The organism is Bradyrhizobium sp. 199, assembly GCF_023073355.1.
GTDB lineage: Bacteria > Pseudomonadota > Alphaproteobacteria > Rhizobiales > Xanthobacteraceae > Bradyrhizobium.
In genome coordinates this window covers 1,015,132-1,032,227 of record NZ_JADPJI010000002.1, presented here as the reverse complement: position 1 = coordinate 1,032,227, position 17,096 = coordinate 1,015,132, and the positions used below count along the sequence as shown (strand labels likewise).

17 protein-coding genes are annotated in these 17,096 nt (G+C 63.4%); 6 read left to right on the top strand and 11 right to left on the bottom strand.

The genetic code is table 11. The features are described from left to right. Positions 1-5 precede the first annotated feature (5 nt). From IVB28_RS04935 to IVB28_RS04925, 3 genes are all read right to left on the bottom strand, one after another. The gene (locus tag IVB28_RS04935; RefSeq protein WP_247524920.1) at positions 6-956 is read right to left on the bottom strand and encodes a sulfonate ABC transporter substrate-binding protein; all 951 of its coding nucleotides are present in this window, start codon (positions 954-956) and stop codon (positions 6-8) included. Between the two features lie 345 nt (positions 957-1,301). Further along, a complete protein-coding gene (locus IVB28_RS04930) occupies positions 1,302-2,465 on the bottom strand; it encodes a cytochrome P450 (RefSeq protein ID WP_247524919.1) in 1,164 nt (387 codons plus the stop codon). A 92-nt stretch (positions 2,466-2,557) separates the two neighbouring features. Further along, positions 2,558-3,409, bottom strand: coding sequence for a L,D-transpeptidase (locus IVB28_RS04925; RefSeq protein WP_247524918.1), 852 nt, complete (start codon positions 3,407-3,409; stop codon positions 2,558-2,560). A gap of 223 nt (positions 3,410-3,632) precedes the next feature. Between IVB28_RS04925 and IVB28_RS04920 the strand changes: the two genes are divergently transcribed. Continuing rightward, positions 3,633-4,283, top strand: a complete 651-nt coding sequence (locus tag IVB28_RS04920) for a uridine kinase (RefSeq protein ID WP_247524917.1) — start codon at positions 3,633-3,635, stop codon at positions 4,281-4,283. A gap of 107 nt (positions 4,284-4,390) precedes the next feature. On the opposite strand, the gene IVB28_RS04915 is transcribed toward IVB28_RS04920, so the two are convergent. Together IVB28_RS04915 and IVB28_RS04910 are read right to left on the bottom strand one after the other, a co-directional pair. Continuing rightward, positions 4,391-5,191, bottom strand: a complete 801-nt coding sequence (locus IVB28_RS04915; RefSeq protein WP_247524916.1) for a helix-turn-helix transcriptional regulator — start codon at positions 5,189-5,191, stop codon at positions 4,391-4,393. 415 nt (positions 5,192-5,606) lie between these two features. After that, on the bottom strand, positions 5,607-5,813 hold the full coding sequence (locus tag IVB28_RS04910) for a hypothetical protein (RefSeq protein ID WP_247524915.1): 207 nt from the start codon (positions 5,811-5,813) through the stop codon (positions 5,607-5,609). A 763-nt stretch (positions 5,814-6,576) separates the two neighbouring features. On the opposite strand from IVB28_RS04910, the gene IVB28_RS04905 reads away from it, so the two are divergent. From IVB28_RS04905 to IVB28_RS04890, 4 genes are all read left to right on the top strand, one after another. Then, positions 6,577-7,851 carry an SDR family oxidoreductase gene (locus tag IVB28_RS04905; RefSeq protein WP_247524914.1) on the top strand — a complete coding sequence of 425 codons (1,275 nt, stop codon included), beginning with the start codon at positions 6,577-6,579 and terminating at the stop codon, positions 7,849-7,851. Continuing rightward, positions 7,851-8,330 (top strand): DUF2269 domain-containing protein, encoded by a 480-nt coding sequence (locus IVB28_RS04900; RefSeq protein ID WP_247524913.1) that lies wholly within the window; start codon positions 7,851-7,853, stop codon positions 8,328-8,330. Before IVB28_RS04905 ends, IVB28_RS04900 begins: the two co-directional genes overlap by 1 nt. A 113-nt stretch (positions 8,331-8,443) precedes the next feature. Next, positions 8,444-8,899 carry a YidB family protein gene (locus IVB28_RS04895; protein WP_247524912.1) on the top strand — a complete coding sequence of 152 codons (456 nt, stop codon included), beginning with the start codon at positions 8,444-8,446 and terminating at the stop codon, positions 8,897-8,899. Between the two features lie 42 nt (positions 8,900-8,941). Next, on the top strand, positions 8,942-9,205 hold the full coding sequence (locus IVB28_RS04890; protein WP_247524911.1) for a GlsB/YeaQ/YmgE family stress response membrane protein: 264 nt from the start codon (positions 8,942-8,944) through the stop codon (positions 9,203-9,205). 92 nt (positions 9,206-9,297) lie between these two features. On the opposite strand, the gene IVB28_RS04885 is transcribed toward IVB28_RS04890, so the two are convergent. From IVB28_RS04885 to IVB28_RS04865, 5 genes are all read right to left on the bottom strand, one after another. Continuing rightward, positions 9,298-10,023, bottom strand: a complete 726-nt coding sequence (locus IVB28_RS04885) for a hypothetical protein (RefSeq protein ID WP_247524910.1) — start codon at positions 10,021-10,023, stop codon at positions 9,298-9,300. Further along, positions 10,020-10,436 carry a phage holin family protein gene (locus tag IVB28_RS04880; protein ID WP_247524909.1) on the bottom strand — a complete coding sequence of 139 codons (417 nt, stop codon included), beginning with the start codon at positions 10,434-10,436 and terminating at the stop codon, positions 10,020-10,022. The genes IVB28_RS04885 and IVB28_RS04880 overlap by 4 nt, the downstream gene beginning before the upstream one ends. Beyond that, entirely contained in the window at positions 10,433-11,113 is a 681-nt protein-coding gene (locus IVB28_RS04875; protein ID WP_247524908.1) for a hypothetical protein, read from the bottom strand. Before IVB28_RS04875 ends, IVB28_RS04880 begins: the two co-directional genes overlap by 4 nt. Before the next feature lie 10 nt (positions 11,114-11,123). Further along, complete coding sequence (locus IVB28_RS04870; protein WP_346730707.1) at positions 11,124-12,194, bottom strand: DUF3618 domain-containing protein; 1,071 nt, start codon at positions 12,192-12,194, stop codon at positions 11,124-11,126. A gap of 336 nt (positions 12,195-12,530) precedes the next feature. Then, positions 12,531-13,736 carry an LLM class flavin-dependent oxidoreductase gene (locus IVB28_RS04865; protein WP_247524907.1) on the bottom strand — a complete coding sequence of 402 codons (1,206 nt, stop codon included), beginning with the start codon at positions 13,734-13,736 and terminating at the stop codon, positions 12,531-12,533. Between the two features lie 390 nt (positions 13,737-14,126). On the opposite strand from IVB28_RS04865, the gene IVB28_RS04860 reads away from it, so the two are divergent. After that, entirely contained in the window at positions 14,127-15,242 is a 1,116-nt protein-coding gene (locus IVB28_RS04860; RefSeq protein ID WP_247524906.1) for an ATP-dependent RecD-like DNA helicase, read from the top strand. 141 nt (positions 15,243-15,383) lie between these two features. On the opposite strand, the gene IVB28_RS04855 is transcribed toward IVB28_RS04860, so the two are convergent. Continuing rightward, the gene (locus IVB28_RS04855; protein ID WP_247525342.1) at positions 15,384-17,066 is read right to left on the bottom strand and encodes a tetratricopeptide repeat protein; all 1,683 of its coding nucleotides are present in this window, start codon (positions 17,064-17,066) and stop codon (positions 15,384-15,386) included. Between the last annotated feature and the right edge of the window lie 30 nt (positions 17,067-17,096).

Here is a 17,096-nt window from a genome sequence, read left to right as displayed (position 1 = left end):
CACGATCAGGCTGCCGGGTTGCGCCAGACGATGTCGCGGATCTGAATCGGCTCCGGGATCAAACCGAGCTTGTAGAAGCGGTCGGCGACGCCCTGCTGGGTCGCGACGATGTCGTCAGTGACGGGCCCGACCACGAAGTTCGCGCGTTTGGCAGCGACAGCCTGAATGTCCAGCGGCACTCCGGTGATCGCGGCGAGCGATTTGGCGACCTCGTCGCGGTGCTGTTCGGCCCATCTGCCGGCAGCGGCCGTGACGTCGACGATTTGTTGCAGGATCGCGCCGTGATTCCTGGCGAACTCGCGATTGGCGATGTAGAAGGAATTGGTCTTGGTGACCTCGCGCGAATTGATAAGGATGCGGCCGCCCTGCTTGGTCTCGCCGATCGCGAAATACGGATCCCAGATCGCCCAGGCCTCGATGCTGCCGTTGGCAAAGGCGGGACCTGCGTCCGGCGGCGTCAGATAGACCGGCGTGATGTCGGCGTAGGTGAGACCCGCCTTCTCCAGGGTCTGCACCACGATATTGTGGGCGCTGGAGCCCTTGGTGAAGCCGATGCGCTTGCCCTTCAAATCGGCGATCGTGCGGATCGGCGAATCCTTCGGCACCAGAATGCCCTGACCGTTGGTGATGGGCTGGCCGGCGGCATAGACGATGGCCGCGCCCGCGGCCTGGGCGAACACCGGCGGAGAATCGCCGACCGCGCCGAAATCGACGCTGCCGACGTTCATCGCCTCCATCATCGGCGGGCCCGAGGAGAACTCGATCCATTTCACGTCGATGCCCAAGGCAGTGAAATGTTTTTCCAGCGAAGCTTGCTGACGCGCGATGACCAGCACGCCAGTCTTCTGATAGCCGATACGAATTTCCTTCACCGCACTCTGCGCACTGCCGCGCGAGGTGAATGCAGCGGCGGCTGCAGTTCCAACAGAAAGTTTCAGAAAGTCTCGACGCTGCATTCAACACTCCCGCGCGACATTCTTCAGTCGCGTCGGGAATGATGGTGCGGTCTATCGGAGGTGTCGAGACGCGCGGAAAAATAGCGACGCGCGCACTGCGCACGAGGCAGCGCGCATGACTAATATTTCAATCGGTGGGGCCAGCACAGCGCGAATTTTTTCTGCACGCGAATGTGACAATCGCAATATCAGGGGCCGGAAACTCAAAATTGTGAAAACAACCCCATGCACAGTAGCCAAGCGCTTGGCTCAGAACGAATTTCTCTTTTTGCGAATTTTGGCTTGACCCATTGGGCAACACAGTGGCAGGATGCCATCATGAGGGAAAGGGCGGCGGCTCACCAGCTAATGCCACCGCACCGGCAAATTCTGCAGCCCGCGGAACGCCCAGCCGCCGATCCGCACCTCCTCATCATCGGCCAACGCAAGCTGCCTGGCGCGGGCGAACACGGTCGGCAGGGCGACGTCCGCGATCATGGCGCGGGAGGCCCAGGCGCCGGCGCAGAAATGCGGACCGGCGCCGAACGCGACACTCTTCGTCGTATCACGCCGCACATCGAACTGATCGGCGCCGTCAAAATGCTTCTCGTCGCGATTGGCCGAGCCGAACATCAGGAACACGCGCTCGTCGAGCTCGAACGACACGTCGCGGATCATCCACGGCTTGGCGATGCGGCGCGGCGACATGCCGATCGGCGAGATCCAGCGGACGTATTCCTCGAATGCCTGCAGCCAGGTCACCTCGCCCTTGCGCACGAGATCGAGCTGCTCGGGATGGGTCAGCAGCGCCCAGACGGTGCCGGCGATCGCCTTGCGCGGCTCGTTCTGGCCGCCGGAGATCGCGAGTTTTACATTTGCGCGCACGCTCTCCATCGCCATGCCGGAGGCGAGCAGCACGCCGAGGATGCTCTGGTCGGGATTCTTGCGCATCACCGGCAGGATATCGTCGATCGCGGCATCGATGCCTGAGGTCGCCGCATGGCAGCGTGCCTCGACCGCGGGATCGCCGGCATAATTGGCGATGCCCTCGATCATGCCCTGCGACCACGCATCCATGTCCTCAAAGCCGATATTGGTGAGGCCGGTGATCGATTTCAGGCATTCGCCGGAGAACGGCAGCGCGAAGTCGCGCATGAAATCGATCCGCCCCGGCTCGATCGCCTCGAGAATGCGGTCGGCATGGGCCTGAAACAGCGCGGTCCAGTGCGCCTTCACCGTCCTCGGCGACACCGTCGGAAACATCGCGCGGCGCTCGACCTGATGCGCCTCGCCGTCCTTGCGCATCATGTTGTGGCCCATCAGCCGGTTCATCAGGCCGGCGGGCTGGTGCGAGGAGAACACGTCGATCTGCTTCTCGGAGATCGAGATGTCGTCGCGGCTGGTCAGCAGCGTCGAGCCAAGCTGCGGCACGAAGGCGATCGGCGCCTGCTTGCGCATTTTCGCGAGCATCGGATAGGGATCGGCCCAGAATTCGGCCGGGTCGATGTCGATGCGCGGCGCGGTGCTCAAGACGGTCTCCCCTGGGATCTCGTGATTCAGGACAGACTAGCGAAATGCGGTGGCAGCGTCTGTCCCTAGCGATAGGGACGGACCCAACCGAATTACTGCACCTCGGCGATCTTCGCTCCGGACGGCAGCATCTGCGCGTTGGCCGCCAACGGCCGCTTCGATGCCGATGTCGGGTCCGGCAATCGCAAAGCGGCGTCGGCCGGCGCGCCCTGGGAGGGCCGACGGGCGGTCGCCGGAAGCACGATCACTTTCGCGCCGACCTTCACCCGCTCATAGAGGTCCATGACGTCCTCATTGGTCAGCCGGATGCAGCCGGACGACACCCGTTTCCCGATCGTATCGGGGTTGTTGGTGCCGTGAATTCGATATTCGGTCTCGCCGAGATACATCGCGCGGGCACCAAGCGGGTTGCCGGGACCGCCTGCCATGAACCGTGGCAGATAGGGCTGACGCGTGACCATCTCCGCGGGCGGATGCCAATCCGGCCATTCCGCCTTGCGGGCCACGGTCTGCTCACCGGACCATGTGAAACCTTCGCGGCCGACACCGATGCCGTAGCGCAGCGCCTGCGTGTCGTTCAGAACGAAATAGAGGAACGTGTTTTTGGTATCGATGATCACGGTGCCCGGCGCCTGGTGGCTCGCGTAGTCAACCACTTGCCGGACCAATGCTCCGGGACCGTCAGCGGCTTTTGGCGGTTCGACCAGAGGCGCAATCGGAGCCGGAGCCGACGCTGCTGCATGGACCGGAGGTGCCACGTAAACCGGCGTTGACGACGCCTGGGCCTGGAGCGCGGACGGCTTCCGTGTCGGCTGCACGCTCGCCGGGCTCGACAGCAAACCGTAGCCCAATGCGGCGACGGCCACGGCGCCAATTCCAACTCTCGCGACCATCGGTAGTGCGAGCGTCTCTACCTTCTTGCCGCGCTTGGGCCGCTTACTCATACCCTTCTCCAGGTCACCATACCCGAGAGAGGTACCCGGCAAAATTTAAGAAACTTCGAAGCGATTGCGGCTAAGGCTGGAGCGTCAACGATGGTTAACGCAAACTTCCGATCCGAGCTATGAAGCCGGATTTGGCTACGCCGCGTCAGCGGAAGCGAAGGGCCAATTGCCGAAGCGAACCGCTTCCCTGTAGGCTCCAGTAACACTCAGCGCATCGATCCAGATGGCAAAGAGAGAGAAGCTTTTAAACGAGTTGGCCGATCGCCTTGTAGCGACGTCGCCGGGTCGAACGCTCCGCGTGGCCATCGATGGCGTCGACGGGGCTGGAAAGACTACATTCGCCGATGAGCTCGGAAGTCTCGTCGCGGCCCGGGGGCGACCTCTTATTCGAGCATCAGTGGACGGATTTCATAATCCCAAGGCGGTCAGATATCAGCGGGGCAGACATTCACCGGAAGGTTTTTTCGAGGACTCGTACAATTATTCGGCGTTGAAGCGATACCTGTTAGACCCGCTCAGCCCTGGTGGTTCCTGCAGGTATTGTCGGGCCATCTTCGATCACGTGACTGATGACATTGTACCTGCCCATGAGTCGGAGGCGCTGCCCTCTTCCATTTTGCTGATAGACGGGATCTTCCTGCATCGGCCCGACCTGCTCACCTACTGGGACATTTCAGTATTCCTCCGAACAGACTTTGCCGTGTCCGTTGCGCGCTGCGCTTCGCGCGACGGCTCATCAGCCGATCCTGCGGCTCCATCGAACCGACGCTACGTCGAGGGACAGCGGCTTTATCTTCGGAGCTGTCGACCGGAAGCGAAGGCTACGATCGTGATTGATTATAACGACCTTTCCGTGCCCTTGCTGGTCATCTGAGGAGTTCAAGCGAAAGGTCGGCGGTGGGTCAACAGGCGACGATCCTGGCGGGCGGGCCACGTGTCCGCTTTGATCTCGCAAGCAGACATTGCGGACTTCGAGTCCCCTCAGTTCAGGCCACGCGGACTCGCGAGCAGACCCAGGACGATCGAGAACAATTCGTTCTGCGAGGAGATACCGAGCCGCTCATAGGCGCGCTTGCGGTAGGTCAGGGTGGAATGCAGGCTAATGCCGAGCGCTTGTGAGATCGCTTCGGAGCTGAAGCCGAGCAAGATGCGGCGGCAGACCTCCTGCTCGCGCGGCGTCAGCGCGGAGAGCGGCGCGCGTGCCGTGAACAGGGCGGCGAGGTTCTGGTCGGGCGTCGCGGTCGAATCCTGCTGGAAATGACGTGCGACGCTGGCACCGATCGCCGGCGCGATTGTTTGAAGCCGCGCACGCTCGGCATCGCTGAAGCGGCCCTGGGCCGTGATGCGATAGAAGTTGACGTAGAAGCAGGTGTCGCCGGTCCAGATCGCGGTCGCGCATTTGTCGACGATGCCGGAATCGTGGAAGAAGATCTTGCGGTAGCGCGCCCCGTACATGCGGGGCGCGAAGGACGGCAGCATGATCGGGGCGCCGCCCTCGGCTTCGAACAGCACGTCGCGGTTGGGGTCGGATTGGTGGAACTGGCCGGCATAGGCCGCCCCGAGATCGCCGCCGATCGGGATATTGCCGGCATCGAGCAGGCAGGTCGCGGCACCCGCGCGCTTCAGCGCGAACACCATGCAATGGCCGACATCGGCCTGCCGGCGCAGCGTGTCGATGAGGATGTTCGGGAAATCGGAGCGGCCGATGGCGAGCACCGCGGGCGTGATATCGCCGGCCGTCAAGCCCGAGCCCAAGCCTGAGCCTGTCCCGTGGGACCGCATCGTTTCCTCCCTCAGCTTTGTGCCTGTTTCTAGCAGCAAGTGCGGGGGACCGGAAGACGCGTATTGCCGGGTCGCAATCAGCGGAGAGGCAAGAAACCTTCCCGATCAGTGAGGCGAGCCATTCCCGCGAATCCAGCTTTCAAGGGCGACGGCGGCTTCCGCTTCGCGGGCCTTGCGCAACAGGAGGTCGCGGTCTTGACCGGGCGCCATCTGTTGCGCCCTGGACTTGGCGAGGGCGGCGGACGCAAGCAGGCGTTCTGTCAAGCTGTGCGTCTGTTTGACACGTCGGCGTCTCTGGGTGCGATCTTGCATCGTTACGCTTTCAAAAAAAAAGCTCTTTGCGGTGCGGCCCCGAAATGGGTTGACGATCAGGCAGCAGCGAACGCGTGCCCCGTGATGAACTTCATCTCGACCGTCAGCATCGGCGCCACATCGTCGGAGCGCGACTGAGCGCCTCGCGCCCCGTCAATTTGAGATCTTCAATCGTCAGATCCGGCAGGGCCGCTGCTTCGAGCAGCTTGGAGGCGACGTGCGCCCGAACTGAATTTTCATACTGGCCCACGTCGGCACAGACCTCATCAAGGACCAGACGCAGCATTGCCGTCGTTTGTAGATCAAACATGGGCCCCTCTCACGATGGATGACCTGCTGTAGCCGGGAAGGACCAGCTCAGACATTTACATTGTTAAAAACGGCATCAATTTTCGTCCGCTGCGCCGCACATTCTTCGACGCAGAGGGCGCAAGCGCCGACGCGACAGAGCTTCGATGATCTCGTGTAAGGTCGCCTACCCTTGGCAGGTCAAACCGGCAGCCGCGGCAAGCTGCAGTGCTCAGCGGCGGAACACGCATCGCGCGGTGTGCACGTGCGGGCATCCTGAAAGGGAGCACAAGAAGGACCGAGGCTCAGAGCCAGAACCCGGGTGGGCCGCGGGACATCATCATCCATCCCGGCTTTGATCTCGGCCCGGAATAACGCCGTCTCACTTCGGGGATCAAGCCTCCGGGGGCTGACGTTCGAGCCGTTCCGCCAGCCGCCTATACTCAAGCGCCATCTGCTCCAGCTCCAGCTTTGCCGCCGGCGTAGACGTAAGGGCAGCTTGAGCGCGGCAGAGCGCTTCGAGGGACCGATAAGACTGAGATCCTGCATGCATGGACTGACTGTATGCTGGAACACCTCCCATGTCGTTTACTTGTGTTACAAAGTGAACACTTGGGGGCGCTAATTCACCCTCGGACCGTACCTTTTCCCAAACAAGGGCGCGGCTTTAGCCGAATCCGCCGGTTCCGCGGCGAGGAACGATTGCGTCGGCTCCGCCTTGTTCGCCTGCATCTCAGTTCTGATCAGACGCTTCCCTATACCCGTTGCCTCGAGGGACCCAATCAATGCGCATCCTTCTCGTTGGGGGTACGGGGCTCATCGGGTCCGCAATCTACGGCAGACTGTCCGCCGAAGGACATGAATGCGTATTGGCGTCCCGCCACCCGGTAACGGCGGCCGGCAGGCACCACATCACCCTCGATCTCGCGCGCAACACGGACAGTTCGGAATGGAAGGGCGTTCTTGCGGGCGTCGATGCCGTCATCAACGCGGCGGGCGCCCTGCAGGGACAGGACATGCGAGGGGTCCACGTCGCCGGCAGCGCGGCGCTTTATGCGGCCTGTGAAAGCATGGGCGTCCGCCGTGTCATCCTGTTCTCGGCGATCGGCGTCGATCGCGATGCCCGCAGCGATTTCTCCCGCACCAAGCAAGAGGGCGAAGCCGCCTTGATGGCGCGGGACCTTGATTGGATCGTATTGCGGCCTTCGGTCGTAGTTGGCCGGCCCGCCTATGGTGGCAGCGCGCTGCTGCGCGGACTGGCAGCACTGCCGATTCTGCCCGTCATGCCGGACACGGCAGCGATTCAACCGGTGCATCTCGACGACGTGGTTGAGACGGTGGTGTTCTTTCTGCGACCGGGCGCTCCCTCGCGCGTCGCGCTTGAGCTGGCCGGCCCAGAGCGGATTGCCTTCAGCGACGCGGTCGCGCTGCTTCGCGGCTGGTTGCGTTGGAGGCCGGCCTACCGCCTGCACCTGCCGTCCTGGGCAGCTTCGGCCGCTTACCGCGCGGGTGACGTCGCGCAGATGCTGGGTTGGAAAACACCCATCAATTCGACCGCGCAGGCGGAGATGCGGCGCGGCGCAACCGGAGATCCCGAGCCTTGGCGCCAAATGACTGGCGTGAGCCCCCGCGAACTTGCAGATGAACTCGCACGCGAGCCCGCCTCGGTGCAGGAGCGCTGGTTCGCGCGGCTGTATGCGCTCAAGCCGCTGATCTTCGGCATCTTCGGCCTGTTCTGGATCGGCACCGGCATCATCTCGCTCGGCCCGGGCTGGAATATCGGCATGTCGTTGCTGCGGGAGGGCGGGCTGCAGGAGAGATTCGCGGCGGTCACCGTCACCGCAGGCGCCCTCGCCGACCTCGTCATTGGCCTCGCCATCCTTTGGCGCCCACTGAGCCGCTACGGGTTGTGGGCAGCACTGATCATCTCGCTCACCTATGCCGTAATCGGGACGGCGCTGGTGCCGCGGCTGTGGGCCGATCCGCTCGGACCCATGCTGAAGATATGGCCGGTCATCATGCTCAACCTGGTCGCCATGGCGATCCGGGAGGATCGCTGATGCTCTACTTCCTCGTGAAGATGGCGCACATCATCGGTGCGGCCGTCCTGCTCGGCACTGGTGCCGGCATCGCATTCTTCATGCTGGTGGCGCATCTGCGCGGCGACCCGCGCGAGATCGCGGGGGTCGCGCGGACCGTGGTGCTGGCTGACTTCCTGTTCACGGCGAGCGCCGTGATCCTGCAGCCGATCACCGGCACATGGCTTGCCTGGTCGAGCGGGTATTCCCTCGGCGAGGGCTGGGTTGCGGCCTCCATCGCGCTCTATCTGGTGACCGGCGCCTTCTGGCTGCCGGTGGTATGGATGCAGATGCAGATGCGCGATCTTGCCGTCGCAGCGGTTGCGACAAACACCAAGCTGCCTGCCCGGTATCACCATCTCTTCCGATCGTGGTTCGCCTTCGGCTTTCCGGCGTTCGCAGCCGTGCTGATGATCTTCTGGCTGATGATCGCCCGCCCGGCCATTCCATATTGGGACTAGGTTCGTGCGTCTTCCATTCGATTTGACTGGCCAGATCGGCAAGCTGAGAAGGCCGCCGGGAACAGAACCGCATCAGCCGAGTTCCAACTGTCCAATCTTTAACGGAGTGACAGATGAGCCGTGGAATGCCGTCCATGACCGCCCTTCTCGGACTGCTCGCTATCGCCGGTTATCAGAATCGAGACAAGCTGGCGGAATTGCTCAAAGGCCCGGGATCCGGATCTCTCGAACCCGCCAATGCCCAACAGCCGCTGGGCGGCCTGCTCGGCAATCTCACGGGTATGCTGAGCGGGGCAGGTGTCGGAGGACTCCTGCAGGGAGGAATCGGCGAGCTGCTGGAGAAATTCAACCAAAATGGCCAAGGGGACGCAGCTCAGTCCTGGGTGGGCTCAGGGCCCAACAAGGATATCGCGCCCCCGCAGCTGCGGGAAGCCATCGGCCCCGACGTGCTGGACAAGCTCGAGAAGGAAACCGGGCTTTCGCAGGAGGAAATCCTCGCAAGGCTATCGCGCGAGCTTCCCCAGGCCGTCGACAAGTACACGCCTGAGGGGCGTATACCGAGCTCGTAGCCTTGGTGTCGTCGCCGTCGTTTTATTCAGAAGGAGCGGAGAATGAGTATCATCTGGACTATCATTATCGGTTTTATCGCGGGGGTGATCGCCAAGTTCATCATGCCTGGTGACAACGAACCCTCAGGGTTCATCCTGACGACCATCCTCGGAATCGTCGGCGCCTTTGTTGCCACCTACCTTGGCCAAGCACTTGGCTGGTACCGTCCCGGGGAGGGCGCGGGGCTCATTGGTGCCGTCGTCGGCGCCATCATCGTGCTCTTTGTGTATGGTTTCTTCGTCGGACGACAACGGCGCGCGATCTAAACGCCGACTTCTGCGCAGCGGCTTGCTTGCAAGCCTGCCTGATCACGCTCAAGCAAAAGGGGCGCGCTGTCAGCGCGCCCCTTTTTGTCGTCTCACTGGGGAGACTTCACCTCCGCCCGGGCAGCTGCCGCGGCATCCATGCCGGCTTGCTTGACCCGGTCCACGACCTCGGCGCCGGTGTCGCTGATTTCAGCGACGACCGTGTCCGAGGCTTCGCGCAGGGCCTGCGAGACCGCACCGGCGCGCCGGCTCAGGTCAGCCTTCACCTCGTCGCTGACTTCGCCGATATACTGGTTCTCGATCCCGGAGGTGCGAAATGCGCCTGCGACGGCGGCACCAATCGCGACGCCCACGACACCAAGCACGAGCGGTTGCCGTTCCAGCATGTCTGCGAGTGACGATTTCGCGCTGTTCATGGCGTCCTTGTTACCAAGCTTGCTGAACTGCTCCTGCGCGAAGGCGACGCCCTCGTCGAACCTATCCCTGACGCTGTCGGCAGCTTGCGAGACCGCGTCGGAAGCGGCGGCGCTCGCGCCGCGCAGAGTCTCTCCGACACCCAGCGAGCCGTCCTCGTCCATATCGGGTGCGGTCGGAGGCGCCACGGTCTGCTTGACGGCAGATGCTGCGGACCTGAAACCACTCGTCCCGATATCGGCAACAGGCGCGACGGCCTCCGCCGCCGACCGCGCCACGGTCTTCAGCCTCTGATCGCCGGTCAAGAGCCAGAGCGCTCCGCCTCCGATCAGCGCGGCGGCGAGGGGGTTGTCCCGGGCAGCCGTCACCAGGTTGTCGATAAAGCCGGTTTTTGTGCTGCTCATCGCACCATTCCCTTCACGGTGTCCCTGTCTTTTTGGAGCTGCCCGATCGTTTCGCGGGGGGTCAGCTGACGCATATCAAGCCGGTTGATGCCGACAGCGACGAGCGCCGCGGCAATGGCCGCAGCGATGATTGCCGACGTCAGATATGACAGCGGCTGCGACCATCCCGCGGATATCAATGCGGCGGACAGGGCGAACAGGGCCATGACGATAGCCGGGATCACCAAAACGGCCCCGCCTACGATCAGGCCGAGCGCGCCGCCGATCTTCTGAAGCTTGTCACCAAACTCCGCCTTTGCCAGGTCCATCTCGTTCTGGAAGAGCTTGGCGAACTGCGACATGGCATCGCCAAGCAACGTCGAGATCTCGCTGAACTCACTTTTGCTGGTTGTGATATCGCGCTCGATGCTCATGGTATGGTGCTGCCCTGAGAGGTTGAGGCTTGCTGCGTCTGCGGGTTGCGGCCCCCGGGCTCCTGAGACCAGGGTTGTTCTCCGGCCGAAAACGAGGTCCCGCCCGCCTTCTGACCGCTTCCCGGTGACGAACTGCCAGTGGTGTCGCGCTGCCCTGGGGACGACGATGGCCCACCCGATGCTTTCAGGAAACGCACGGCGGCAAAACCAGCGAGCACAGACAGACCGAGAAAGGCCGCGGGCTGACGTTTGGCGAAATCGGTTGCGCCTTCGAGGATGTCCCGGAAGCTTCCGTCCCGGATCTTCTGCGCGGCATCCTCGACATAGTCCGCGGCGGAATCGATGCCGCGTGCCGCGAATGGCACGTCGCTCTCGAAAGCCCGGCCGGCCTCCCGGATGTTGTCCGCGAGGCGCTCGACGAAATCGGCACCCGATCGCTGCTGCTCGCGCGCCTGGCTCTGGATCTGGTCGACGGTGCCGTCCGCGACGCCCTTTGCTGCATCTGCGGCCTCGCCGAACTTGTCTCGCGCAAGATCGGCCGATGCGCGGAAAGCGTCACCCGCGCGCTGCTTCATCTCCGCGCCGGCATCTCCAATCTGTTCCTTGATGTCCTTCGCGGCGCCTTTGTCCTGGTTCTTTGCAAATTGCGTGACGTTGTGGGGGTCTAAATCGCTCATGATGTTTCCTTCAAGTGTTGGTTTGGGAAGGGCTAAAGGCAGCTTTGACCACCTCGTCGGCAGCCTCTTTCATCGTGTCAGCCATGTTCTGCGTCATGCGGCTGGCATGTTCGCCGAGATCGGCACCGGCCACCTTCTGCGACGCAGCATCGGCTGCCGAATGTGTCATGTCCTTCGCGGCCTCGAATCCGGATTGCGCCGCAGCGGCCGCAGCCTGCTTCACCCCATCGCTCGCCCGGCCCATCACCTTCGCTTCAGCCTTCGTCGCCGGCAGAGCTGCGGCGAGGATGGCGCCGATCGCGATGCCCAGCCCTCCGATCAGGGCGGCATTGTCGCCGATGGTCTGACGCGCCTGATCGGGCGCGCTCGCAGCGGCATCCTTGGTTGCATCCATGCCGCTCCTGAGCTTTTCACTTGCGAAATTGGCGGCCCGCGCCGCGCTCTCCCGCAGATCTGCGGCGAGACCGGCAGCCTGCTCCTGCACATCACCAGCCATCCCTGCGGCTCGGCTTTGAACGGAAGATAGCCTCTCTCTGGCGTCGCCCTGCATATCTCGGGCGCCCTCGGTCACCTCCTCGAGCATCCGGCCCGCTTGGTCCATGACTGGGCCGGCGGCGTCTACAGCGCGATCGCGCACCGTCTTGGACGTCAAGGCAAGCCCGGCCCCGATCATGAGAAGTGGCAACGGCACACCTCGCGCCATCCGCAGCAACGGAACTCCCACCGCGGCGCCCGCAGCCACTGCGCCCATCGGATTGTCCATGATCTGTTGCTTCAGTCCTTCGACCCAACTCTGGGTCTTGTGGCTGACATATTCGCTGACTTCGGTTTTGATGTGCTGCGGCGACACCTTGTGGCGAATGTCGTCGGCGGTGTCCGAAATCTGGTCCTTCAATCGGCTTACCGTTGATGCCAGTTCGGCGCGGCTGCGCTCGGACTCGCGCCTTAACTCCTCCACTGATCGTGTCATCGCAATACCCTCTTGCTGCGCTTCTTGGATTTCGAAGACGAACTCACGCTTTGGTGAATCGTTCCTCGCAGCTTGCGGCTGCTGGTGGCGACGAGCGAGCAGGAGGGGCAATGCAGAGCGAAGGTGACAGCCGGATATGCGTATGGGGCGATCATGCGCGGCGCGTGTGTACCGGCCGTAATCAGGCCACGGGGCATCATCGCCGCCCCGACAGTGCCGCCTGCGACTTGATCGCGGCAGGCTCACGCGCAATTGCGTCAGAGGACGCAGATGGCACCACCTCTTCCCGAACGCGGAAAGTGGGAAAACGTTGCAATGGTTGTCAGATCAATGTTTGAAGCCGAGAAAGCTCGTCTGCTCCGCGGCAGACCGCCGCATGGATGCGTTGATCATCGGTGGCGGCTTACAGCTGCATAGGCTGGCGTCGTTCGCCGACGCGTCCACGCCCTACCCCACCGCCGCCTTGCCCTCCGCGACGTTGATGGCCAGCTTGCCGTAGCGATCCGTAAAAGCCTCGGTGTCGATCTCCTCCAGCTTGGTCTCGCCGCTCATCACGCTCCTCTTCCACGCTTCCTGCGCCGGGTCGTTCTGGAACTCCGGCATCACCTCGCGGCCGAACAGCTCGAGCGATTCGCAGATGTGCTCGTGGCTGTTCTTGCCGGCCTGGTTGAGCAAGATGACCTGGTCGATGTGCGAGGACTGGAACCGCTTCAGCTTCTTTCGGATCGTCTCGGGCGAGCCGATCAGGCCGCCGCGCAGGGCCGCCTCCTGCGCCTGGGGATTGTCGCGCTTCCACTTGTTGTACTCGTCCCACATGTTGACGGTGTAGGGCGCGGGCCGCTGGCGGTTCTGCGAGGCGCCGTAGAAGCGCAGCGCGAACTGGAAGAAGGTGGCGCCGTCGGCACGCGCACGCGCCTCCTCGTCGGTCCTGGCGCACATGAAGAACGACACCAGCGCCATGTTCGGGTTGATCTCGTAGTCCGCGAGCTTGTGGAGCCGCTTGGTCATGGCGTTGTAATAGGCGTGCACCCAGGCATGGGCGGCGTCGGCGCTGACGAACTGGAAGCCGAGCGCGCCAAAACCGTGGCGGCCGGCGCGCTCGATGGTCGGCAATTGCGAGCAGGCCATCCAGAGCGGCGGATGCGGCTTCTGCACGGGCTTGGGCACCACGTTGCGCAAGGGGATGTCGAAATATTTGCCGTGATGCTCGGAGCCGGCGTCCCTGAACATCGGGAAGATCGCCGCCACGGCCTCCTCGAACACCTCCTTCTTGGTCTCCATGTCGCGGCCGAACGGGGTGAGTTCGGTAATGGACGCGCTCTCGCCCATACCGAACTCGCAGCGGCCGTTCGAGAGCAGATCCAGCACCGCGACACGCTCGGCGACCCGGGCCGGATGATTGGTGGTGAGCTGGAGGATGCCGTGGCCGAGCCGGATGGTCTTGGTGCGCTGGCTCGCCGCGGCGAGGAAGGATTCCGGCGACGGCGAGTGCGAATATTCCTCGAGGAAGTGATGCTCGACCACCCAGGCATGGTCGTAGCCGAGCTTGTCGGCGAGCTCCATCTGCGACAGCGCGTTCTGGTAGAGGGCGAGCTCGTCGCCGGCCACCCAGGGCCGCGGCAGTTGCAGCTCGTAGAAGATGCCGAACTTCATGGCGTCGCTCTCCCGCATTATTGTTGTTGACGCCATCTTAATGCGCGCGTCGGCGCTGTCTACGAAGTCCCAATTCCGCCGCGCGGACATCGCCTGGGCTCGCGCACGATCAACGCAACGCTGATGGTGCGGCGGGCAACTGCGTTCGCTCCGGACCCGGTTGATCTAATCAAGGCAGCTGGACCGCGTCCTCCTGAAGGGTGAGGCAAAGCGGCATTTTGGCCTTCTGAAACTGCAGCCCGAACTCCGTCCTCATCCTGAGGGGCCGCCGAAGGCGGGCGTCTCGAAGGATGGCCAAGAGATACGGCGTCCCTGCGCTTGAACCCATGGTGCGAATGGTTAGCTTTGGGGATGGCGAATCGGTCGATTTCGCCCTTTCTCAAAGCAGACATGGCCACATTCACCCCGCATCAGGATGCCGCGCTCAAAGCCGTTGGCGACTGGCTCAAGGCAAAACCCGGCCGCAACGGCACGCCGCCGGTGTTCCGGCTGTTCGGCTTTGCCGGCACGGGCAAGACCACGCTGGCGCGGCATATCGCCGACGGTGTCGACGGCGAGGTGAAATTTGCCGCCTTCACCGGCAAGGCCGCCCTGGTCATGCGCAACAAGGGTTGCGACGAGGCCTCCACCATCCATTCGCTGATCTACCGTACCCGCGAATCCGGCGAGGAGCAGCCGAGCTTCGAATTGTGGGACGACGCGCCCGCCTCGAAGGCGAAGCTGATCGTGATCGACGAATGCTCGATGGTCGACGCAGAACTCGGGCGCGACCTGATGTCGTTCGACTGTCCGCTGCTGGTGTTGGGCGATCCCGCGCAGCTGCCGCCGATCCAGGGCGGCGGCTTCTTCACCAATACCGAACCGGACGCGATGCTGACCGAGGTGCACCGCCAGGCCCAGGACGATCCGATCGTACGGATGTCGATGGATGTCCGCGAGGGCCGCGAGCTCGACATCGGCCGCTACGGCGAGAGCGAGGTGGTGTCGCGCAAAGAGCTCGACCCTGACCGGGTCATGAGCGCGGACCAGGTCCTGGTCGGCCGCAACAATACCCGGCGCGCCTACAATATGCGCGTGCGCCAGCGCCAGAACATCGAGGACGTCTTTCCGGTCGCCGGCGACAAGCTGGTGTGCCTGCGCAACAACCGCAAGAAAGGCCTGTTCAACGGCGGCCTGTGGCGGGTGAAGTCGCGCAACACCTCGCGCTCGAAATCGCGCATTCTGTCCATGCGACTGTCGCCGGACGAGGATTTCGGCCACAAGGTGACCAAGGTCTCGGTGCGCGCCGATTGCTTCGAGGGCGGCGTCGAGCAGATCGCCTGGGAGCAGCGCAAGCCCTATGACGAGTTTGACTACGGCTACGTGCTCACCGTGCACAAGTCGCAGGGCTCGCAATGGGACGACGTCGTGCTGTTCGACGAGAGCTTTGCGTTTCAGGAGAGCCGGGCACGGTGGCTTTACACGGGGATCACGCGGGCGGCGAAGCGGCTGAGCATCGTTGTTTAGAACACCGCTGCCGTAAGGTGGACAAAGCGAAGCGTGCCCACGCGCTTTATTCCTTATAGGGAGAGATCGTGGGCAGGCGCGTTGCGCCCTTGCCCCCTACGGCACTGCAAATGAGGCGCTGTCGTCGCATCCCAACCGCAGCTACTTCCCTGCCGCAAAATAAAAATCCTCGCGTCCCGGCGGCGAGCCGTAAGTGAACGGCTGCTGGCCATGCCTGGTGGCGGCCCAGACGTCGTCGCGGATGATGTCGAACAGTTTTCGGATCTCGATGCGGGGCTGCTTGATCTCGCGGGCGAGCGCAGTGGCGAACGGGCTGTTGGCGCTACCGTCGCCGTCCATCGCGGTCTCGCCATGCTTGGCGGCGTAGACCACCATGAAGCCGGCGCCGGGCTCGATGTTGGAAAAGCCCTTGTCGACCAGCTTCAGCGACAGCGTGCGCTGCATGGCCGGCGCGAACGGATTGTCGCGGCAGGCATCCAGCACGACGAGACGCAGCTTTCGGGCGGCTCCGACGGCGGCGATCACCTGCTCCAGAGCGACGGCCTCGGTCTCGGCGTCCTTGTCGGCGGTGAGCTTGGCGTCGACCGGAACCAGATAGTTCACCCCGCCGATCTCGAAACCGTGGCCAGCGTAATACACCACCGCCCAATCGGCCTTTTCCGCTTCCTCGGCGAAGGCTTTCAGCGTCTGGAAGAACTTGTCGCGGGTGAGGTCGTTCGTATCCATCACGCTCTGGAAGCCGAGATCGCGCAGCACGCTTGCGATCAGCTTCGCATCGCGCGGCGGATTCGGCAGCGCGTGGGCGTTCTTGTAGGCGCCATTGCCGATCACCAGCGCGACGCGGCGGCCGGGCGCGGCCCCCGGCCTCTGCGGCATTAGCGCGGCGAGCCGCTCCTGCGCAATGGCACGGGCGTGCGCGACCTCGGTGTAGTCGAACTTCGTCAGCGAATAGGCCGCGGCGCGATAGTCGGCGCGGGCTTGCGCCAGCTCCTTCCGACGCTCGTAGATCTGGCCGCGGCCGGAATGGGCGCGAACATTGTTGGGGTTGATCTGGATCACTGTGTTGTAGTCCTTCAGGGCGGCATCGAAGTCGCCCTTCATCATGCTGACATCTGCCCGATTGTTGATCACGAACACGTTCTTCGGCTGTTTCTCGATCAGGCGGTTGCAGTCGGCAAAGGCCCGATCGAATTGCCTCATCATGCCGTAAGTGATGCAGCGGTTGCCGGCGATCTGCGGGGCGGCCGGATCGATCTTCTCGGCCTCCGCGAAGTCGGCGATCGCGCCGTCGAAATCCTTCAGCAGCGTGCGCGCGCGGGCGCGATTGGTCCAGCCGAGCAGGAATTTCGGCGTGTACTTGATCGACAGGCTGAAATCGTCGACCGCACTTTGCACCGCGCCCCTGCGTGCGTGGATAACGCCGCGATTGTTGTAGGGCACACCGTAGGTGGGGCGCTTCTCGAGCGCGAGGTTATAGTCCGCCATGGCGAGGTCATCCTGGCCCTTGCGCTCATAGGCGAGGCCGCGCAGGTTGAGGGCGATGACGTTGTCCGGATCAAGATCGAGCGCGATGGTCAGAGTCTCGATGGCGTGGTCGTAATCGCGCTTGTTGATCAGCGTGTTGCCGCGCGCGGAGAGCGCGATCGCCTTGTCCTTGCCGACGACCTTGTCGGCTTTCAGCAGGTTTTCGCAGGCATTGGCGCGGGCCTGCACGTCCGCCTGGCGGTCGCGGCAGGTGGCGAGGTCGTCGGCTAGCGGGTCGGCCGCGGCGCTCGACACGCCGGCGGCCAGAATGACGAGGACCAGTGAAACGACGCCCAGCATGTTGTCAGGCCTGCTCCAGCCACCGGATTT